23 protein-coding genes are annotated in these 19,531 nt (G+C 38.5%); 6 read left to right on the top strand and 17 right to left on the bottom strand.

From position 1 onward, the window contains the following. Positions 1-2: 2 nt before the first annotated feature. The 5 genes from ACA100_RS03825 (at position 3) to ACA100_RS03805 (ending at position 5,450) form a co-directional block, all read left to right on the top strand. Complete coding sequence (locus ACA100_RS03825) at positions 3-1,808, top strand: SLC13 family permease (RefSeq protein ID WP_481078677.1); 1,806 nt, start codon at positions 3-5, stop codon at positions 1,806-1,808. Between the two features lie 33 nt (positions 1,809-1,841). Next, positions 1,842-3,044, top strand: a complete 1,203-nt coding sequence (locus tag ACA100_RS03820) for an amino acid aminotransferase (RefSeq protein ID WP_481078676.1) — start codon at positions 1,842-1,844, stop codon at positions 3,042-3,044. Between the two features lie 494 nt (positions 3,045-3,538). After that, a complete protein-coding gene (locus ACA100_RS03815; protein WP_481078675.1) occupies positions 3,539-4,498 on the top strand; it encodes a biotin--[acetyl-CoA-carboxylase] ligase in 960 nt (319 codons plus the stop codon). After that, on the top strand, positions 4,491-5,228 hold the full coding sequence (locus ACA100_RS03810; RefSeq protein ID WP_481078674.1) for a type III pantothenate kinase: 738 nt from the start codon (positions 4,491-4,493) through the stop codon (positions 5,226-5,228). The genes ACA100_RS03815 and ACA100_RS03810 overlap by 8 nt, the downstream gene beginning before the upstream one ends. A 21-nt stretch (positions 5,229-5,249) precedes the next feature. Beyond that, entirely contained in the window at positions 5,250-5,450 is a 201-nt protein-coding gene (locus tag ACA100_RS03805) for a DUF3079 domain-containing protein (RefSeq protein WP_481078673.1), read from the top strand. Between the two features lie 5 nt (positions 5,451-5,455). On the opposite strand, the gene ACA100_RS03800 is transcribed toward ACA100_RS03805, so the two are convergent. After that, on the bottom strand, positions 5,456-6,829 hold the full coding sequence (locus tag ACA100_RS03800) for an L-serine ammonia-lyase (RefSeq protein WP_481078672.1): 1,374 nt from the start codon (positions 6,827-6,829) through the stop codon (positions 5,456-5,458). A gap of 165 nt (positions 6,830-6,994) precedes the next feature. Here ACA100_RS03800 and ACA100_RS03795 point away from each other — a divergent pair, with 165 nt between their 5' ends. Beyond that, on the top strand, positions 6,995-7,510 hold the full coding sequence (locus ACA100_RS03795; protein WP_481078671.1) for a Slp family lipoprotein: 516 nt from the start codon (positions 6,995-6,997) through the stop codon (positions 7,508-7,510). Here the strand turns inward: ACA100_RS03795 and ACA100_RS03790 are convergent. The 16 genes from ACA100_RS03790 to ACA100_RS03715 all read right to left on the bottom strand — a co-directional run bounded on the left by ACA100_RS03790 (position 7,507) and on the right by ACA100_RS03715 (position 19,526). After that, on the bottom strand, positions 7,507-9,669 hold the full coding sequence (locus ACA100_RS03790; RefSeq protein WP_481078670.1) for a primosomal protein N': 2,163 nt from the start codon (positions 9,667-9,669) through the stop codon (positions 7,507-7,509). The genes ACA100_RS03795 and ACA100_RS03790 overlap by 4 nt on opposite strands. Further along, positions 9,666-10,247: a LemA family protein gene (locus tag ACA100_RS03785; protein WP_481078669.1), complete on the bottom strand. Its 582-nt coding sequence runs from the start codon at positions 10,245-10,247 to the stop codon at positions 9,666-9,668. Before ACA100_RS03785 ends, ACA100_RS03790 begins: the two co-directional genes overlap by 4 nt. A 25-nt stretch (positions 10,248-10,272) precedes the next feature. Continuing rightward, positions 10,273-11,292, bottom strand: a complete 1,020-nt coding sequence (gene sohB, locus ACA100_RS03780; RefSeq protein WP_481078668.1) for a protease SohB — start codon at positions 11,290-11,292, stop codon at positions 10,273-10,275. 71 nt (positions 11,293-11,363) lie between these two features. After that, positions 11,364-12,191: a peptidylprolyl isomerase gene (locus ACA100_RS03775; protein ID WP_481078667.1), complete on the bottom strand. Its 828-nt coding sequence runs from the start codon at positions 12,189-12,191 to the stop codon at positions 11,364-11,366. A 15-nt stretch (positions 12,192-12,206) separates the two neighbouring features. Beyond that, complete coding sequence (locus tag ACA100_RS03770; RefSeq protein ID WP_481078666.1) at positions 12,207-12,476, bottom strand: BolA family protein; 270 nt, start codon at positions 12,474-12,476, stop codon at positions 12,207-12,209. An 11-nt stretch (positions 12,477-12,487) separates the two neighbouring features. After that, positions 12,488-13,072: an inner membrane-spanning protein YciB gene (locus ACA100_RS03765; RefSeq protein WP_481078665.1), complete on the bottom strand. Its 585-nt coding sequence runs from the start codon at positions 13,070-13,072 to the stop codon at positions 12,488-12,490. Further along, positions 13,065-14,003 carry an ACP S-malonyltransferase gene (gene fabD, locus ACA100_RS03760; protein WP_481078664.1) on the bottom strand — a complete coding sequence of 313 codons (939 nt, stop codon included), beginning with the start codon at positions 14,001-14,003 and terminating at the stop codon, positions 13,065-13,067. Before fabD ends, ACA100_RS03765 begins: the two co-directional genes overlap by 8 nt. 13 nt (positions 14,004-14,016) lie before the next feature. Then, the gene (locus ACA100_RS03755; RefSeq protein ID WP_481078663.1) at positions 14,017-14,970 is read right to left on the bottom strand and encodes a beta-ketoacyl-ACP synthase III; all 954 of its coding nucleotides are present in this window, start codon (positions 14,968-14,970) and stop codon (positions 14,017-14,019) included. A 10-nt stretch (positions 14,971-14,980) separates the two neighbouring features. Further along, entirely contained in the window at positions 14,981-16,033 is a 1,053-nt protein-coding gene (plsX, locus tag ACA100_RS03750) for a phosphate acyltransferase PlsX (RefSeq protein WP_481078662.1), read from the bottom strand. Positions 16,034-16,117: 84 nt separating this feature from the next. Beyond that, the gene (rpmF, locus tag ACA100_RS03745; RefSeq protein WP_008315565.1) at positions 16,118-16,312 is read right to left on the bottom strand and encodes a 50S ribosomal protein L32; all 195 of its coding nucleotides are present in this window, start codon (positions 16,310-16,312) and stop codon (positions 16,118-16,120) included. A 33-nt stretch (positions 16,313-16,345) separates the two neighbouring features. After that, positions 16,346-16,846: a YceD family protein gene (locus ACA100_RS03740; protein WP_481078661.1), complete on the bottom strand. Its 501-nt coding sequence runs from the start codon at positions 16,844-16,846 to the stop codon at positions 16,346-16,348. A gap of 73 nt (positions 16,847-16,919) precedes the next feature. Further along, positions 16,920-17,417, bottom strand: coding sequence for a cyclic pyranopterin monophosphate synthase MoaC (gene moaC, locus ACA100_RS03735; RefSeq protein WP_481078660.1), 498 nt, complete (start codon positions 17,415-17,417; stop codon positions 16,920-16,922). Then, positions 17,392-17,844: a YcgN family cysteine cluster protein gene (locus tag ACA100_RS03730; RefSeq protein WP_481078659.1), complete on the bottom strand. Its 453-nt coding sequence runs from the start codon at positions 17,842-17,844 to the stop codon at positions 17,392-17,394. Before ACA100_RS03730 ends, moaC begins: the two co-directional genes overlap by 26 nt. 1 nt (position 17,845) lies before the next feature. Then, positions 17,846-18,826, bottom strand: a complete 981-nt coding sequence (locus ACA100_RS03725) for a YihY/virulence factor BrkB family protein (protein ID WP_481078658.1) — start codon at positions 18,824-18,826, stop codon at positions 17,846-17,848. Further along, positions 18,823-19,236 carry an HIT family protein gene (locus ACA100_RS03720; protein ID WP_481078657.1) on the bottom strand — a complete coding sequence of 138 codons (414 nt, stop codon included), beginning with the start codon at positions 19,234-19,236 and terminating at the stop codon, positions 18,823-18,825. Before ACA100_RS03720 ends, ACA100_RS03725 begins: the two co-directional genes overlap by 4 nt. Positions 19,237-19,238: 2 nt before the next feature. Continuing rightward, positions 19,239-19,526: a cell division protein ZapA gene (locus ACA100_RS03715; RefSeq protein ID WP_481078656.1), complete on the bottom strand. Its 288-nt coding sequence runs from the start codon at positions 19,524-19,526 to the stop codon at positions 19,239-19,241. Positions 19,527-19,531 lie beyond the last annotated feature (5 nt).

The following is a 19,531-nucleotide window of genomic DNA, read 5'->3' as shown; positions in this document are numbered from 1 at the left end:
TGATGCTCAGCTATATAAATATTCAACTCATTCCATATTTGACTAATGAACAGTTATTCGCACTGACTGTTTTACTCATATCATTCATTGCATTTTTAATGGGACGAATTCGTTACGATTTCGTAGCCTTAGGTGCATTATTGGCATTAGTTGTCTCTGGCATTGTACCAATTGCCCAATCTTTTGATGGATTCAGTCATCCTGCTGTCATCACCGTTGCATCTGTTTTAGTGCTAAGCCATGCCATTGGCAGAACGGGCATTACTTATCATTTATCAAAGCGTCTGAGCTATTTCTCCAGTAGCCCTTCTATGCTTGTATTCACGTTAGCAGGGCTAGTTGCTTTCTTCTCTGCTTTTATGAATGACGTTGGTGCATTAGCGCTCATCATGCCAATTGCCATACAACTTTGTCAGCGTTATGACATTCCACCCGCAAAAGTTTTAATGCCAATGGCATTCGCATCGCTATTGGGTGGCACAATTACTGTCATTGGTACACCGCCCAATCTGATTGTTGCCAACTATCGTGAATCGATTGGTTTAGAACAGTTTAATATGTTCGACTTTGCACCCACAGGCTTGATCATCTCCACAGTTGGTTTACTCTATTTAGCCACTATTGGCTGGCGCTTAATACCTAATCGCCGCTCAGAAAGCTCACAAACCAAATTCACCACAGATAACTATTTACTAGAAGCTAAAGTCGAACAAGGTAATAAAGTTGCAGATAAAACCGTTGCCAATCTCGAGGAAATATCTGAAAACTCAGTCAAAGTTGTCGTGATCATTCGTGGTGCACGTAGAATCATCGCCCCAAGCAGTGAAGAAATTATTCGCAGTAATGACACATTACTTTTGGAAGGACAACCTGAAGAACTCAAGCAACTGGAATTATTAACAGGCATGAACTTAACCCGCAGCATTGCCAATAAAGATATTCCTCATGATAAATTAGAAGTTCTAGAGGTTGTATTAAATCCTGGCTCTCGTATGGAAAATCGCACGTTGTCTGAATTACAGTTCCGTGAAAAATATGGCTTAAATGTGATTGGCGTTGCGAGACATGGTGAAAATATCCGTAAACGTTTTTCTCGCATTCAACTCAAAGTGGGCGATGTTCTATTGGTGCAAGGTCATTCTGATGAATTACCAGAAACCTTGCGTTATTTAGGCTGTTTTCCATTGGCTGAACGTGATATCAGCTTGAAAGCATCTTATCGTTTAGTGCCAACATTGTTGATCTTTATTGGCTCCATCGTTTTAGTTGCAACACAAACTTTACCGCCACAAATTAGTTTCCCCTTAGCCGTATTCTTACTAGTTGTTTTTAAATTATTGCCTATTCGAGATGTTTACCGCAGCCAAGAAGGCCCATTATTAATGTTATTGGGCTGTTTCATCACCGTTGGTTTTGCACTTCAACAAACAGGTGTAACAGAGATTCTTGCAAGCAAATTGGTTGGCTTCATCGGCGACTTACCTGATTATTTGATCATTGGCATCATTATATTAATCACCATGATCATTACCGATATTATTAACAGTTCAGCCACCGCAATGATCATGTGCCCGATTGCTTATGGTGTATCTCAGCAGTTGGGCCATAATCCAGATGCTTATCTCATGGGGGTTGCCATTGCAAGCTCTTGCACATTCAATACACCCATTGGCCATCACTCTAATACATTAGTTATGGGGCCAGCAGGATATCAATTCGGCGATTATTGGCGTGTTGGCTTAATTTTAGATATATTAATTCTAGTAACGGTGACACCTGCATTGGTTTGGGTGTGGCCTTTGTCATAAAATCACTCTAATTTAACTTCAAAGGAAATCTATATGAGCGTTTTTAATAATGTTGTATTGGCACCAGATGATCCTATTCTCGGTTTAGTGGAAAATTTTAAACAAGATCCAAGAGAGAATAAAATCAATCTAACGATCGGCATTTACGCGGATGCAAATGGTAAAGTGCCAGTTTTAAATGTTGTAAAAAAAGCTCAAGATGCTCTCTTTGCAGAAGCAAAGCCACACGTTTATCTACCTATGCACGGCTTACAAAAGTACAATACATCTGTACAACGCTTATTGTTCTCTGAACATCACTCAGTGATTGCTGAAAATCGTTTAGCGACTGTTCAAACATTGGGTGGTACAGGCGCATTGAAAGTCGGTGCAGATTTCCTGAATCAGTTATTTGCAGGCAACTTACCAAAAGTGCATGTTTCAGATCCAACTTGGGACAATCACCGCGCAATTTTTAAAGGTGCAGGTTTTGAAGTTGAAGCATATCCATATTTTGATACAGAAACTGGCGGTGTTCGCTTTGAAGCAATGATGGAATATTTCAAAGCATTGCCAGCAAACTCTATTCTAGTTTTACATGCATGTTGTCATAATCCAACAGGCGCAGATTTAACAGATGCCCAGTGGAGAGAACTAGCAGAAGTTGTTAAAGCAAGATCATTAATGCCTTTCTTAGATATGGCTTATCAAGGTTTTGCACAAGGCGTCCAAGAAGATGCTAAAGCAATTCACATCATGACAGATGCGGGCGTTCCTGTATTAATCGCGAACTCTTTCTCGAAATCATTCTCATTGTATGGTGAGCGCGTGGGAGCTTTATCAGTCGTAACAAAGTCAACTGAAGAACAAGTGCGTGTAACATCACAATTGAAAAAAATGGTGCGTGCAAACTACTCTTCTCCACCAGAATTTGGTGCAGCATTGGTTGGTCACGTATTAAGTAATGATACATTGCGCCAAGAATGGTTTGATGAATTAGCAGAAATGCGTGTACGTATTCATGCAATGCGTGAGAAATTCACTGCATTATTGAATGAAGGCCAAACGAAAAAAGATTTCAGCTTCATTAAACAGCAACAAGGCATGTTCAGCTATTCTGGTCTTACAAAAGAGCAAGCACAGAAGTTAAGAAATGAACATGGCGTCTATATTCTCGATACAGGTAGAATTTGTATTGCAGCCCTAAATGAGTATAATATCGTGGCTTCGGCACAAGCCATCATTAAAGTTTTGTAGCATATAGAGCATCGAGGAGATATGATGAAATTTTTTGAAAATCAATTACCACTATGTATTATTTGGGGTCTTTGTATTCTTGGTTATGTAGCTGTTATCTCAGTTGTGTTATTCAGCTAATACATAATTCATTATTCAGGGAAAAGTGCTTGTTAGCACTTTTTCTGTATTCAATAGGCAATTTTATATCGCTATTAGCTAAAAAACTCTTTTATTGATCACAATCATGATTAACATGATGCTTATGTCTTGGAAACAAGTATAATATTGTGGAGTCAACACAAACTATTATTAAAATTCCATAACATTTGACGTCAGGGAGAGAACATATGAAAAAGTTTATTGATAACGAATTACCACTCTGGTTCATCTGGGGTGTTTGCATTCTTTCTTATGGTCTTGTTGCGGTTATTGTCGCTTTTAGCTAATACAAAACTCATTACCCAGAAAAAGTGCTTATTAGCACTTTTTTCTTTTCTAGTAGCGTTAAATTTATGTCTCCATTAGCCAAAGAACTTTTTTATCTTTTACAATCTGGTGAACTTTATAGTGGTGAAACTCTAGCTCAGCGCTTTAATGTAACGCGCCAAGCAATTTGGAAAGCCATTAATGAACTCAAAACAGGTCATCTTGTTGAAACCATTGGAAGGCAAGGTTATAAAGCTTTTTATCCTTACATTCCATTAGATCGTTCTGCCATTCTGAAACAGCTTCCTAAAAACTGTGTTGATGATGTGATTACCACTATCGATGTCACATCAACAAATGAGGAAGTTGCCAAATTACCACTTAAAAAATCATTAGTCATGGTCAGCGAAATGCAGACACAAGGCCGTGGTCGTAATGGTAAAATTTGGGTTTCACCACTTGCGCGCAACCTATATTTTTCCATGCGCATCCAGTTTAGAACTCAAGCATTGGCGAATTTAACAAGCTTTAGTCCTGCGCTTGGTATTTATTTAGTTGAATATCTACAGAGTAAAAATATCCCTGCAAAAATCAAATGGCCCAATGATATTTGGGTAGATGGTGCGAAACTTGCTGGAATTTTGATTGAAACCAGTGCAAAATCTGAACATGAAGTTGAGATGATCATCGGCATTGGCTTAAACAATTTACCTTTGGCGGAGCAAAATATTACTCAAAATCGCGCCACTTCCATTTATGAGATATTAGGCCAAGCTTTTGATCGTAACATTTTAATCGCTGATATCATTCAGCTCATCTCCAATCTCAGAGATGATTATGAATCCTTTAATATTCCCAACATCGTAGAGCTCTGGAATAAAAACAGTGCACTCTATGATCAAAAGGTTAAGTTATTCTCCCCTGCGCGAGAAATTATTGGGCGAGAAGTTGGCATTGCTAGCAATGGCGCACTCCTCATCCAACAAGAAGATGGCACCGTGCAGCAATACTTTTCAGGAGAGCTTTCGCTGCGTGCCTATGCCTAAGTTTTTGTTTGATTGTGGTAACACTTGCATTAAGTTTGCTTTATTCACCGAAGAACAGGGTTTATCCCAACATCAATTCATCGATTATTCCATTCTTCACAGTTTTGTTAAGAAGTTATTTGTGCTCTATCCAATGCCTGATGAGATCAAGATTTCATCTGTCACAAGAACTGAACGACTCGAAACTTTATTGACAAATATTGCAGAATTTACGGACATCCCGCCCACAATTGCTGTCTCTCAATCGACAGCTTTTGGCTTGACCAATCAATATGATCAAGCGCAAACGCTTGGCATTGATCGTTGGCTTGCAATGCTCGCAGCTTGGGATATTTATCATGAATCAACTTTAGTCGTTGATTTAGGTACAGCTTTAACCATTGATTACATAACAGCTGATGGTAAATTTGAAGGTGGTTTAATTTTGCCTGGCCTTAAATCATTGAGAGATGCCTTACTTAAAGATACAGCCATCCGAAATATTCCAGAATTACCCTATACAAATGAACTGGGACATAATACAAGTGCATGTATTTCTTCAGGTATTCATTACGCAATTGTGGGATCGATATTAGCGCTTCATCAATCATTGCCTGATGTCAAAAGTGTTGTTTTATCAGGTGGACGAGCTAAATGGCTTAAAGATATTTTAGAACCTGTGTTACCTAAAACGGAGTATCATGTTCACAAACATCTTGTTCTAGAAGGTTTACTCCGCTTCGAAAATTAATCATTCAGCGAGGGATTCATCATGACAAAAAAAATGCGTTTCCCACTTAAACCCAAACACCCAGAAAGAATTTGTTGGGGCTGTGATAAATTATGTGCCGCCAATAAAATGCTGTGTGGCAATGGATCTGATCGCTCTCAACATCCCATCGAAATCATTGGCGATGATTGGTACGAAACCTTATCCGAAGAGGATAAGGCAAAAATTATATTGATCGAATAAAAATCTTAATCACATGGTGGCAAGATTGTAATGGCTAATCCGCCTTGAGAGGTTTCACGATATTTAGCATTCATATCTTTACCAGTGTTGTACATCGTTTCGATCACTTTATCCAAAGAAACTAATGGCGCACTGTGACGATTAATTGCCATGCGCGCAGAGTTAATTGCTTTAACAGATGCAATCGCATTACGCTCAATACATGGCACTTGAACCTGTCCATCTACAGGATCACAAGTTAAACCTAAATTATGCTCCATGCCAATTTCCGCTGCCATGCAGACTTGTTTTGGCGTTGCGCCCAATATTTCAGCCAAACCTGCCGCAGCCATTGAACAAGCCACACCAACTTCGCCTTGGCAACCCACTTCTGCACCAGAAATTGAAGCATTACGCTGATATAAGGTACCAATCGCCCCAGCAGCCAAGAAAAATTGCATAGCTTTTTGAGCCGTTAATGGCTCAATAAAACGATTATAGTATTCCAAAACTGCAGGCACAATGCCACAAGCACCATTGGTTGGCGCTGTGACAACACGGCCACCTGCGGCATTCTCTTCACTCACGGCCAAGGCAAATAAATTCACCCAATCAATAATAATCATCGGATCTTTCGTATTCTGCCCATGTGCGGTTAATAGCTGATATAAATTATTTGCACGTCTTGGCACTCGCATTGGTCCTGGCAATTGGCCATCTGCCTTCATTCCACGCTCAATACATTCGCTCATAACACGCGCAATATTACTAAAATATTCTTCAATGTACTTTAAATCATATGAAACTAACTCATTTTCTAATACAAGATCAGAAATTGATTGAGATGTTGACTCGCAATGTGCCAATAGCTCTGCCGCAGAAGTAAACGGATAAGGAACAACCACATCATTCTCTGACTGGCTCCCTGCATTCAGATCATCATCTGACACAATTTGTCCACCGCCAATGGAGTAAAAACTTTTCTGTAACAAACATTGCTCACCATTGTATGCAGAAAATGTCATTGCGTTTTCATGGCGAGGCATAAATTCACGATGGAATTTTAAATTGTCATTCGGAAAATCCTTTTGATATTTCCCGTTGTATATATTCAATTTTTCATCCGTTTTAATGGATTCCACAATATGTGGAATCGCCTCGATATCCACATTATTGGCTGAATATCCTGATAAACCTAATAAAATAGCCACATCAGTTAAGTGACCTTTGCCTGTTAATGATAAAGAGCCATAAACATCCGCAATCAAATTTGTTGTTTGATCCATTAAGCCTTGTTCGATCAACTGATCAATGAATTCTTTGCCTGCTTTCATTGGGCCAATAGTATGTGAGCTGGATGGGCCGATGCCAACTTTAAATACATTCAATATGCTGTACATGGTCAGCCTCCAAAGAAATTTAAATAAAAGTAAAGGTTGCTCATTTTGCCTAATCTCCATCAATTAGGCAATCAGAACAGATGCTATTTATTTTTAAATTTTTTATCTTTTTGATATGATTTCTAATAACTTATCTTTATAACCATTGATTCAAATGGAGCAACAATGAAAAAACTTTTTTTGCTTGCAACTCTCTTATTGATCCAAGGCTGTGCCTCTAATTTTCTTGTGAACCAAGCGGGTGATGCTTTACATTATGAAGCCATCGTTCAATTACCAAAAAATGAGATCATGGATAAACGTGCTTATGTCGGTGGACAAATTGCAACGATTGACCGCAGCAAACGCCAAGTTGAATTGGTCAAACGACACATTAATAACTCTGGTTATCCTGAAGAAGGCAGTAATAATTTAGATCAACGTATTTTCGTAACATTTACACCTGATGTGCGCATCAACTTTTTTGATCTGTCAGCGGGCGATCGCATGGCTGTGATCGGTAATATCATTGATCTCCAAAAAGTGGATATTGCGAGCAATGATATGACAATTTTACAAGTGGAAGTGAGCGGTGATAATTACAGAACTTGGTCAAACAATTATAGCCATCGCTGGGATGATGATTATTATGGTTGGGATATTTTCCATCGCCCAAGTCGCTATCGCCCTTGGTATTATTAATCAAAATCCCAAGGATCAATCTCACAAAAGTGGCGAATCTGGCTTGGCAAATGATTCGCTGCTGAATACATTAAATAATTCACCAATTGATGCAAGGCTTTTCTCGATTTACTCTGCAACACAACATAAAAACGATAATAATTCTGACGCTTAGACAAAGCATTAGGATAAACTGGTGTAATGCCTACAGGATAATCTCGACAATCCAAAGATTGCATTAATCCTTCAAAAGCTTTCAAGGTTTCCTGCTCATTTTGCCCTTCCACTTGAAAGAGTGCTTGATATTGATAAGGTGGAAATTCAAAGTGACAACGCTGAGATAATAAATCACGTGCAAATCTTGCATAACCTTGCTGTGGCAATTCTGTGAATAAAGGATGCTCTGGAAAATGTGTTTGAATCACAACGTGTCCATGAGAAACATCTCGGCCTGATCGACCAGAAACTTGCATTAATGTTTGCGCTAGCTTTTCTTCTGCACGAAAATCGGATGAATACAAAATGCCATCAATATCAACCATGCCCACCAATGTCACTTTATCAAAATCATGGCCTTTTGCGATCATTTGGGTACCAATGATAATATCCACATTCCCAGCGATAACATCTTTCACTGCACCTTCAAAGGCTGTTTTGTTTTTCAATTGATCACGATCAAAGCGAATGACACTAGCCTTTGGGAAGGCATCTTGCAATGCTTTTTCAATGCGCTCAGTGCCTTGCCCATGCATTTTTAATAATGCATTATCACAACTTGGACATTTATGTGGTAAAGGTTCGCTGTGCCCACAATGATGGCAACGTAAATTATGACTTTTACGGTAAACCGTTAACCGATATTCACATGCTTTGCATTCAGGCACCCAGCCACAAACTTCACACATCAAAACTGGTGAATAGCCACGACGATTAATATAGATGATTACTTGCTCTTTTCGCTCAATCGTCGCTTCTATGGCATTTAATAACTCTACAGAAATACCATCCATCACCATAGATTCATTCATATCAATGATCTGCCAATTAGGTGTTTGTCCTTTAGCACGTTCATTCAATGATAATAGCTGATAGCGCTTGCGTTCTACATTATGCAATGTTTCTAGAATGGGCGTTGCGGAACCTAATACTAATGGGATTTTTAATAAATGGGCTCGCTGAATTGCTGCATCATGTGCGGAATAGCGAACAGTATCACGCTGACGATAAGAACCATCATGCTCTTCATCAATCATGATCATGCCCAAATTATCAAATGGCGTAAACAATGCTGAGCGAGTGCCAATCACTAATGGTACAGTATGATGTTTAGCCGCTTCCCACGCTTGCATCTTTTGGTTCTCATTCACTTCAGAATGCACAACTACAAATGGAATATTCAGAATCTTTTGTACACGATCGATAAATTGTGGTGTTAACCCAATTTCTGGCACAAGAATTAAAACTTGCTGCCCTTTTGCTAAAACGCGTTTCACAAGCTCCAAATACACAGCTGTTTTTCCTGAGCCTGTCACACCTTCTAACAATGAAACTGAAAAACTTTGCAGCGCTATAGCATCAACAGCCTTGCGCTGCTCGTCATTCAAAATATAAGGTAACTCAGGAAAAGCATGTTCTCTGAAATCTACAGATTCCGCATAACGCGCGATATGTACAACAACATTATCAGCCATTAAAGCTTTTTCATGAGACTTAAAATTACTGAACAATCCACAAAACCTTGATCGTTCTACGGGCACATATTCCGCGAGCTGCTCAACCAAAGCCACGCGAGCTCTTTTATTTTTATTCTCTTCAATCCATGTGGAGAAATCATCAGATAATGTTAAATACGTTTCGCTACTACGCTCGTATGATTCACTCTTACGAAGCTTTTGTGGCAGCATCATACGAAAAACTAAGCCAATCGGTGAATGATAATAACTAGCAATCCATTGCCCTAATTGCAATAAATCGGCTGTTAAAATGGGGCGTTCATCTAATAGTTTTGCTTTTTTAAGTTTTTTATACTCACTCGATTCAACCACAGCAAGTACAACGCCCACTAATTGCTGTCGACCAAATGACACACTGACTCGACAACCAATCGGATCAATATCGCTTTCTAATTCATAATCAAATAGAGAATAGAGCGGACTTGGAATTGCAATTTGAACAATCATTTAAAAACTTTAGGCGCACCGCTATCAATATCTAGATCCAATTGGGCTAAATGCTTAAAGCCGAATAAACCTGCAATGATATTCATCGGAAACGATTCTCGATCAATGTTATAAAAAGTCACGCTGTCATTATAAGCCTGTCTTGCAAAAGCAATAGTATTTTCGATATGTACCAATTCCTCATGCAAAAGCTTCATTTGCTGATTCGCTTTTAACTCAGGATATGCTTCCACGTTGGCAAAAAATCCCTGCAATGCAGATGAAAATCCTACTTCGCTTTGCAATAACATCTGCATTGCAGCCAATGAGCCAATATCATCACGTGATGCATTTAAACAGTCTGAAGCACGCTGACGAGCACTGATGACCTTTTCTAATACAGCGGCTTCATGATCCAAATAACCTTGTGCAATAGAAACTAAATTAGGTACAAGATCATGGCGCTTCTTCAGCTGAACATCGATCTGTGCAAAGCTATTGCGACAATAATTACGCTTACGCACCAAGCGATTAAAAATCGCGATAATTGTCACAACAGCAAATGCTGAAATGATCCAAATAATAGTTGATGTCGTCATAGCTTTCCACCTTCTCTATTTTTATTTAATAAGAAAAACGAGATTGAATTTTTGCCAATACTTTTAACGCGCTTGAACGTAATGTTTTGCGTTCTACATAACCGACATGAATCACACGAAAACCATCCAATTTAGAGAGCAAATAAGCATCGCTTGTTTGTAATTCATCTACTAAATTTAACGTTAAAGCTTGTGAACCTAACCAATGTTCACCTGTTGCAATCTCATCGATGTTCACTTGTGGGCGATGCTGATTCACATACGCTTTGAAAATTGTATGAATATCTTCTAATTCTTCTTTAAATTTCTCACGGCCTTCCTCAGTATTTTCACCAAACATTGTCACTGTGCGCTTATATTTTCCTGCTGTAAACTGCTCATAATCAATGTCATATTTTTCCAATAGACGATGGAAATTTGGTAACTGAGCAACAACGCCAATTGAACCAATAATCGCAAATGGTGCGGCAACGATTTTATTCGCCACACAAGCCATTAAATAACCACCGCTTGCAGCAACTTCATCCACAGCAACCGTTAGGTTAAAATTCTTCTCTTTAAAGCGTTCTAATTGTGCAGCAGCTAAACCATAGCCATTCACAACACCACCTGGACTTTTTAAGCGCACAAATACTTCATCATTTTCTTTGGCAACACTCAGTACAGCATTCACTTCTTGCTTCAAGTTTTGTGCTGCATTTGCGGCCATATCACCATCAAAATCAATCACGAATAATTTCGGTAATGGCTTAGCATCTTCATCTTTGTCTACCGCTTTCTTTTTCCAGAATTGCCACCATTTTTTCTCTGATTTTTTGCTCGCTTTTTCCTCTTCTTCTGATTTTTCATCCGCGATGAGATCTTCATAAGATTCTTTCAATTCATCAAATTCATCAGACAAATCTTCAAAACAGATTGTTCCCTTTTTCTTTTTAAGATCTTTGCCACCTTTAATCACAATAAGAATGATTAAAAATGCCACTAAGATTGTGATGAGCTTGAAGAAAAACAAAAAGTAATTGGCTAAAAAATCCACTATATTCATTCCTAAGTACATAATAATAAAAAAGCCCAAATCAATGATTCAGGCTTTTGCAGTATTGATTTTATCTGAGCTTATTGAGCTTTATATTCAATGTTAATTTTTTGCTGAATCCCTTCGATTTTATCACGAAGTTGGTTAGCAATTAGAGAATCTTTGATGCGCTCTTTAGATACATCCAAAGAATCGATTGGTGTTTCACGCACTTCTTCCAAGTTAATAATGTGATAACCAAACTGAGTTTTAACTGGCTCAGCTGAAATTTCACCTGCTTTCATATTTTGTAATGCTGCACCAAATTCAGGCACCATTACTTGTGCTCTAAACCAACCTAATTCACCACCGTTCTCTTTTGAACCTGGATCTTTAGAGAATTTTTGGGCTGCTTTTGCGAATGACAACGGTTGTTTCTTGTCCTTTAATTTCGCCAAAATGTCTTTTGCTTCCGCTTCTGTTTCTACCAAAATATGCGCTGCACGATACTCGTTTTTATCAATCGCTTTGACTTGCTTGTCATATTCTGCTTTTACTGCTTCATCAGTGACTTTAATGTCATCGACAGTTTTCTTTAAAAACGCTTGTGACAAACCTAATCTTGCAGCATGCTCGATGAATTTTTTGTATTCATCTGTTTGATCTAGACCTTCTTGCTTAGCTTTGCTCGCCAACTTATCTTGCAATGCCAATTGAGAAATTAATTCATTCAATTGTTGCGCACTTTGAATAAACTCCAAATTATCTACGCCAACGATTGGTTCAACTGCTGCTTGAAAATTTGCTTTAGATAAAGGCTTGCCATCGATGACAGCAACAGGATCTGGAATCTCAAAAGTTTGAGCCAGACTCATTGAGCCTACAATACCACTCACAACTAATGCTGCACTAATTAACGTTTTTTTCATACTGAACGAGTCCTTTTATTTGTTTGGTACGGAAGCCTCGATGCTTAATGCATGTATATCGCTATGCATCATCGAATCTAGTGCTGCGTACACCATTCTATGACGTTGAACCAATGTTTTGCCTACAAATGCTTCAGAACAAATTTTTACAGTGAAATGTCCTGCACCATTTTTTGCTCCTGCATGACCAACATGATGGTGACTATCATCAATAATTTCAAGTAAATCAGGTGAAAAATTTTCACGAAGCAAAGACTCCATGCGCACTATTCTTTCTGCATTCATTACAATTCCCTTTAATGCTCGTTCTTTTCTGCCAACTCTCTATAACGCTTACTTTCACGATATAAATTTGCAATCATAATGACAGAAAATAATGTGGCTAAAATTGGCCCAATGATTGTTTTATAAATCACCCAGCCTTCATTAGAGATATTCAATACAACCAAAGCTGTATTGATCAATCCACTGATGAAGAAATAAACCATCCAAATAATATTTTGACGCAACCATACTGAATCAGGCAAATCTAATTCTAAATGCTTAGCAAATAAGTATTTGAAAGGCATAGTTTTAGAATAATACATCACAGCCAAACCAATACATAAAACTGCATTGATCACTGTTGGACGCCATTTAATAAATGCCTCATTATCAAAATACACAGTTAAACCTGAGAAAATCAATAAGCTGCCAAGCATTCCCCAAGTTTTCCAATTAGTTTTGCGCCAAAAAACTGCACAAAGAACAGCAGCAACAAGTGTTGCGCCTAACAAAACTTGGGTGGCAAAAATTAAGTCTTTACCACCAAAAAAGAATGCTAACAAAAAGGCAACAGATGTTAAACCCAGTGCAGTTTGTGGAATATTGATCTTATCCAAGATTTGTTACAACCTCATTTAATGATGTTTCACCATCAATGTTGAAAGATGTTGCTTCTTTGTTAATGCGCTTTGTTAAGCCCGTTAATACTTTACCTGGGCCACATTCAACCAATCTTGTAACGCCATTAGACATCATAGATTCAACTGTTTCCGTCCAACGCACAGGTTGATATAACTGCTCAACTAAACTTGCTTTGATCGCTAAAGCATCATCATGTGTTTTTACATCTACATTATGAATGACGGCAATGCTTGGAACAGCAAATGATAAGCCTTCCATTTCCACAGCTAAACGATCCGCAGCAGGTTTCATCAACATGCAATGTGATGGCACTGAAACTGGCAAAGGCATTGCTTTACGCGCACCTTTATCTTTAGCCATTGCACTTGCTCTTTCTACCGCTTTTGCAGTACCTGCAATCACAACTTGGCCAGGTGAATTAAAGTTTACAGCTGATAAAATTTCACCTTCCGCTGCTTCCTCACACAATGCAACCACTGCTGCATCTTCCATGCCCAAAATTGCAGCCATCGCACCTTCACCAGGTTGTACTGCTTCTTGCATGTAAGTCGCGCGTTTTGACACTAATTGCACCGCATCTTTAAAAGATAAAACACCTGCCGCGACTAAGGCAGAATATTCACCCAAGCTATGCCCTGCTAAAACTGCTGGGCGAATCTCACTTTTTTCACACCACAAACGCCACAAAGCAATGCTCACGGTCAAAATTGCAGGTTGTGTAATCACAGTTTTGCCCAACTCTTCTTTTGAGCCTTCCAAAATGATTGTGCGTAGATCATAACCCAAAGCATCATTTGCTTCTTGTAATGTCGCAGCTACAACTGGTTCATTCACAACATCAGCCAACATACCTTCTGTTTGCGAACCTTGGCCTGGAAAAATAAATGCTAAATCTTTCTGAATCATAAAAACCTCTATATTACATTCTGATCAAGGCTGAGCCCCATGTAAAACCACCACCAAATGCTTCTAATAGCACCAATTGACCTTCTTTCACACGGCCATCACGGCGTGCTGCATCTAATGCTAATGGAATGCTTGCTGCGGATGTATTGGCATGTTGATCAACGGTGATGATGATCTTGCTAGAATCTAACCCCATTTTTTTCGCTGTCGCATTAATAATGCGTAAGTTTGCTTGGTGAGGAATCAACCAATCCACTTGATCAGCTTCAATATTATTACTGGTTAATGTTTCTGCAACAATTTCATGTAATTTAGAAACTGCGTGCTTAAATACTTCACTGCCTTTCATCTGAACATAAGGATTACCATCCACATCGTCCGTATAAGGGCGATCGACTTGCAACAAATCTGCATGACGACCATCTGAATGGATATGTGTAGATAAAACACCTGCCTCTTCACTTGCCTCCAAGACAATTGCTGCGGCACCATCACCAAATAAAACACATGTCGAGCGATCATCCCAATTCAATAATCGAGAATATACTTCTGTACCAATGATCAATGCTTTTTTTGCTGATCCTGCTTTAATAAAGTTATCTGCAACGCTCAAAGCATAAATAAAGCCTGAACATGCTGCCGTTACATCAAATGACGGTGCACGACGATTACCTAATTCTGCTTGGATCAATGTTGCCGTTGAAGGATAGACTTTATCAGGCGTTGATGTTGCAACGATGATTAAATCTAGTTCTTCAGCATCAATACCTGCATTTTCTAAAGCAGAACGTGCAGCATTCACGCCAAAGCTTGTCGCTGTTTCGCCCTCTGCGGCAATGTAACGCTGATGAATTCCTGTGCGCTCAACAATCCAATCATGACTGGTTTCGATCTTTTTTTCCAAATCATAATTCGTGACCACATTTTCAGGCAAATAGTGACCTGTGCCAATAATCTTAGAGTACATGCCTAAACCCTTAACTTTGTTCCGAATCGGATGTTATACCATCTTCTTTTGAAAATTGCTTCTCGATTTGACCAACAACATCTTGCTCTGCAAGCTTCACCGCGATGTTGATAGCATTTTCAAAAGAGATACGATCAGCATTACCATGAGATTTCACAACAATGCCACGCAAACCTAATAAACTAGCACCGTTATAATTTCTTGGATCCACTTCTGCTTTCAATGAATTTAAAACAGGTTTTGAGATCAATGCTGCCATTTTAGTGAAGAAATTTTTCTTATAAGAGCGCTTTAAATATTCCGCAATTAACTTACAAGAACCTTCCAATGTTTTTAATGCAACATTACCTGAGAAACCATCACAGACAACAACATCCACATCATCAAAAAAGATGCCATCACCTTCCACAAATCCGATGTAATTCAAATCCGTCTGCTGCAACAGCTTGGCAGATTCACGGATTAAATTGTTGCCTTTGATGGCTTCTGAACCAATGTTCAACAATGCAACCTTAGGCGCTGGATTCTTATCCATCGCAGATGCTAACAGTGATCCCATAATTGCGAATTGTTGAAGGTGCTTCGGTTCTTCATCCACATTTGCACCTAAATCCAACATATGAACATGCTTATGTTTAGATTTTAACGATGGTAGAACTGTACAAATCGCAGGTCGATCAATGCCTGGCATGGTTTTCAACACAAAACGTGCTGTCGCCATTAATGCACCAGTATTTCCCGCAGAAACACATGCAGATGCCTGACCTGTTTTCACAAGATTAATGGCAACACGCATCGAAGAATCTTTTTTATTCTTCAACGCGCTTTGTGGTTGTTCATCCATTTCTACAACTTGTGTTGCATCTTGAATCTGAATTCGCCCTTCTTTATAAAGAGGATGCGCACTCAATTGCGCTTTCAATTTCTCTTCTTGGCCAACCGCGATCAACGTTAATTTTTCGTTGTTCATTGCAACGGAGATGACAGCGGGAAGAAGCTCTTCAGAGCCTTTATCACCGCTCATTACATCTACTGCAATCGTAATTTTCTGATTAAGTGACATATTATCCAAATAGAATTGTTCTAATAAAAAAACCCACGCGAATATAATCCACGTAGGTTTTACTTTATCAACTTTTGAGTAAAATTACTCTACTGTTGGTACGTTTTTATCAAAGTTCAATACTTGGCGACCACGATAAAAGCCATTAGCAGTGATGTGGTGACGACGATGTAATTCACCGCTTGTCGCATCTGTGCTTAATTGTGCGCTTGTTAAAAAGTCGTGTGCACGACGCATATTACGCTTTGAACGTGTAACTTTTGATTTCTGAACAGCCATGTTTATTTCCTCTTAAAATTTACTAAAGAAAAACTATTTTTTTAGTAATTCAGCAAGCTCTGCAAAAGGTTGTTTCTTTTCCTCTTGTGGTTTGAGCTTTTCTAAATAATCCTTCCCTTCACAATCATCATTTTGATCATGCTTTGGCACTAATGGCAACGTTAATAAAATTTCATCTTCTAATAATTCTAAAAGATTAATTTCATCACCTTCCACCAATAGAATTGCCTCATCATCACCAATTGACTCTTGATCAGACTCATCTTTGACAGGGATCCAGTGAATCGGTAGATCAAAATTCATTTGAAACGGCTCTAAGCATCGCTGACATATCATAGATAAATCAACTGCTACATTACCTTTAACCTCTTTCTGTCCTAACGGATTCGTTTCACCTTGAACCCGAAAACGAATGGGCGAATCGACAGAATGAACTGCCTCTTTTAGCCGAGGAAAATGCTCTACAGAGAGCGAATCTTCGTAAACTCGTCCTTCATTGACAGTTTTCTTGAGGGGAAACTCTGCGTATTTCACTTAAAATACCCTGCTAACAATCTCAAAAAAGATTGCTATTCTAATCTTTGCTGAATTTTTTGTCAAAATTTCTTCACTTTTCAGTACGTTTATAATGACCACTCTTACCACCGATCTTCTCAAGAAGCTCGATATTGCTGATCACCATTCCTTTATCGACAGCTTTCAACATATCATACACAGTCATTAATCCAACTGAAACACCAGTGATTGCTTCCATTTCAACGCCTGTTTTACCCACAGTTTCTGTTTGTACAATCATTTCCAAAGTACGATTTTCTAGATATTCAAATTCAACAGAAACATGCGTCAACGGCAAAGGATGACACAATGGAATCAATAAAGATGTCTGTTTTGTGGCTTGAATCGCCGCGATTCGCGCAATCCCTAAAACATCACCTTTTTTACTTTCGCCATTTTGCAAAGCATCGAAAGCAATTTGATTCATGGTAATAAAACCATGCGCAACTGCAATACGCTTTGTATCGCTTTTATCCGCAACATTCACCATGTGCGCTTCGCCTGCTTGATTAAAATGCGTTAATTCATGACTCACGCGTAAAATCTCCATCAATCATATAGTAGTGCAATGGCTTTTTCGTATCTTTCTCATGAATCAGTTGATGCTTAGAGACATCCACAAATTCACGCACTGTACTACGATCACCTGTTAATAAATAATGCCACTCTGGCAATGCTTGATCACGATAACGACGTGCATAAGCACAAGTTTCTGGCAGCCAATCAATCGTTGCCACCATTCGATATGTTAATTTAATGCAATCTGGTACGAATTTTTTACGATTCATATAGTTAGAACATTGGCAAGTTTCTAAATCAAGTAAATCGCATGCAACACGTGTTGTGTAAACTCGACCTGTATCCATGTCTTCAATTTTATTTAAACAACATAAACCACATCCATCACACAAAGCTTCCCACTCTTCTGCTGATAACTTTGCTAATGGTTTTTCCCAAAATGGACCTTGACTGTCCAACTTATTTCTCCTTATCCGTTTGAATGTTTCTTACGATCCATTCTTCACCATATTTATCTTTGGGTGAAATTGTTACCGTAATTGATGCAGGCACATGGCATTCGCCCTCTATTTTATTCGTCAATAATTGATGTGGATATTGCAACAAACAGGTTAAACGATTACCAATTAGTACAATTAACCATGTCAAATCCATCCAAATAAAGAACAAAATTACACTCGCAAAACCTGAGTAAATGCCAGAATATTTAGTGGATGTCGCAATGAAATCTGCAAACATTTTCCCCATAAATTGCCATGCGATCGCTGCAACTAAACCACCAATCAATGCAGGCACAATTTTAACTTTTGCATTCGTTAAAAAGAAGTAAAGCGCTGATAAAAAGAGCGTTAACACAACAACTGTCATGCCTTCACTGACGTATTCTGTTAACCAATTAGGTAAAGGGATCGAAAATGCTTTGAAAATAACAGCGCTAGAGATCATGGAAATTAATGAAAATATTAACACTGGTCCTAACAAAACAATCACCAAATAGTAGGAAATTCGCTGAGAAAAACTGCGGTTTCTTTCCACATTCCAGTTACCATTGAATGCAGCTTCAACCGTGCTGACCAAACTCACCACTGTATAAAAAAGCACTACAAAACCAATACTTCCCAGTAAACCTACTTGCACATTGTCCACGAAACCAATCAATGTATTCATGATAGTTTCATCTTGAATGCCTGTTGACTCAAACATTTTATTCAATGTTGGGATAAAGTTTTGATAAACCCCAAAACTTTTCAAAATCGAAAAACTTACCGCCATAAACGGTACAATCGATAAAATTGTTGTGTAAGCCAAAGCTTGAGAACGCGTGCGAATCCCTTCTTTAGAAACACTTTCGATTAAACGATAGATCAATCGACATAAGAATTTAAAAAAGTTACTGGGTTCTGCCCATAACCAAGCACTTAACTTATTCACTAAACTCATACTGCGTAATTCACTAACTCTGCGCGAATCTCAGCAGCTTTTGCTTCTAATTCTTCCCCATCATACATCAATGGTGCATCAAATTTACCCCAAATAGGTCCTGGCCATGCACCATCTTTTTCATAACGTGCAACAACATGAATGTGCAACTGCTTCACAATATTTCCTAAATTGGCCACATTCAATTTATCTGGATGAAATTTAGCCTTCATTAACTTAGAGACAATAGCAATCTCTCGCATCACTTGCTGCTGATCTTCCTCAGAAAGATCAATTAATTCAGATGCATTTTCTCTACGTGGCACTAAAACTAACCATGGAAAACGTGATTCATTCTGTAAATAAAGATTACATAAAGGCAATTCTGCAACAAAACATGTGCTGGTCAGAATTCGAGCATCAATGATCATGATCAAACCTTTTGAGACAATGCTTCATCTAACTTGTCATTCAATGAATCCACTTGCCCAACCCACTGTGAACGCAAGTTTTTTAATGAAGTTTCAGACTGCAATAATTCATCTGCCAAATTCAAACCTACCATAATTGCAGCTTGTTCTATAGACATTTTGCCACTTGAGCGCATCGTTGTTAATTTAGAATCCAACAACACAGCAGAACGCTTCAAAGAGTCGATTTTATCAGCGGGGCAACTAATCTTATAATCAATGCCCAAAATAGTAATTGTAATGAGTTCCATACATC

The sequence above is a fragment of the Wohlfahrtiimonas sp. XWW7 genome (assembly GCF_056716055.1).
Note: the sequence above shows the minus strand (reverse complement) of the source record. Positions and strands in the feature narration are given on the sequence as shown.

What these genes read in the sequence shown, in the direction of transcription:
- ACA100_RS03825 (WP_481078677.1), top strand. Translation starts at nt 3, where the DNA reads ATGCTCAGCTATATAAATATTCAACTCATTCCATATTTGACTAATGAA.
- ACA100_RS03820 (WP_481078676.1), top strand. Translation starts at nt 1,842, where the DNA reads ATGAGCGTTTTTAATAATGTTGTATTGGCACCAGATGATCCTATTCTC.
- ACA100_RS03815 (WP_481078675.1), top strand. Translation starts at nt 3,539, where the DNA reads ATGTCTCCATTAGCCAAAGAACTTTTTTATCTTTTACAATCTGGTGAA.
- ACA100_RS03810 (WP_481078674.1), top strand. Translation starts at nt 4,491, where the DNA reads ATGCCTAAGTTTTTGTTTGATTGTGGTAACACTTGCATTAAGTTTGCT.
- ACA100_RS03805 (WP_481078673.1), top strand. Translation starts at nt 5,250, where the DNA reads ATGACAAAAAAAATGCGTTTCCCACTTAAACCCAAACACCCAGAAAGA.
- ACA100_RS03800 (WP_481078672.1), bottom strand. Translation starts at nt 6,829, where the DNA reads ATGTACAGCATATTGAATGTATTTAAAGTTGGCATCGGCCCATCCAGC.
- ACA100_RS03795 (WP_481078671.1), top strand. Translation starts at nt 6,995, where the DNA reads ATGAAAAAACTTTTTTTGCTTGCAACTCTCTTATTGATCCAAGGCTGT.
- ACA100_RS03790 (WP_481078670.1), bottom strand. Translation starts at nt 9,669, where the DNA reads ATGATTGTTCAAATTGCAATTCCAAGTCCGCTCTATTCTCTATTTGAT.
- ACA100_RS03785 (WP_481078669.1), bottom strand. Translation starts at nt 10,247, where the DNA reads ATGACGACATCAACTATTATTTGGATCATTTCAGCATTTGCTGTTGTG.
- sohB (WP_481078668.1), bottom strand. Translation starts at nt 11,292, where the DNA reads ATGAATATAGTGGATTTTTTAGCCAATTACTTTTTGTTTTTCTTCAAG.
- ACA100_RS03775 (WP_481078667.1), bottom strand. Translation starts at nt 12,191, where the DNA reads ATGAAAAAAACGTTAATTAGTGCAGCATTAGTTGTGAGTGGTATTGTA.
- ACA100_RS03770 (WP_481078666.1), bottom strand. Translation starts at nt 12,476, where the DNA reads ATGAATGCAGAAAGAATAGTGCGCATGGAGTCTTTGCTTCGTGAAAAT.
- fabD (WP_481078664.1), bottom strand. Translation starts at nt 14,003, where the DNA reads ATGATTCAGAAAGATTTAGCATTTATTTTTCCAGGCCAAGGTTCGCAA.
- ACA100_RS03755 (WP_481078663.1), bottom strand. Translation starts at nt 14,970, where the DNA reads ATGTACTCTAAGATTATTGGCACAGGTCACTATTTGCCTGAAAATGTG.
- plsX (WP_481078662.1), bottom strand. Translation starts at nt 16,033, where the DNA reads ATGTCACTTAATCAGAAAATTACGATTGCAGTAGATGTAATGAGCGGT.
- rpmF (WP_008315565.1), bottom strand. Translation starts at nt 16,312, where the DNA reads ATGGCTGTTCAGAAATCAAAAGTTACACGTTCAAAGCGTAATATGCGT.
- moaC (WP_481078660.1), bottom strand. Translation starts at nt 17,417, where the DNA reads ATGGAGATTTTACGCGTGAGTCATGAATTAACGCATTTTAATCAAGCA.
- ACA100_RS03725 (WP_481078658.1), bottom strand. Translation starts at nt 18,826, where the DNA reads ATGAGTTTAGTGAATAAGTTAAGTGCTTGGTTATGGGCAGAACCCAGT.
- ACA100_RS03720 (WP_481078657.1), bottom strand. Translation starts at nt 19,236, where the DNA reads ATGATCATTGATGCTCGAATTCTGACCAGCACATGTTTTGTTGCAGAA.
- ACA100_RS03715 (WP_481078656.1), bottom strand. Translation starts at nt 19,526, where the DNA reads ATGGAACTCATTACAATTACTATTTTGGGCATTGATTATAAGATTAGT.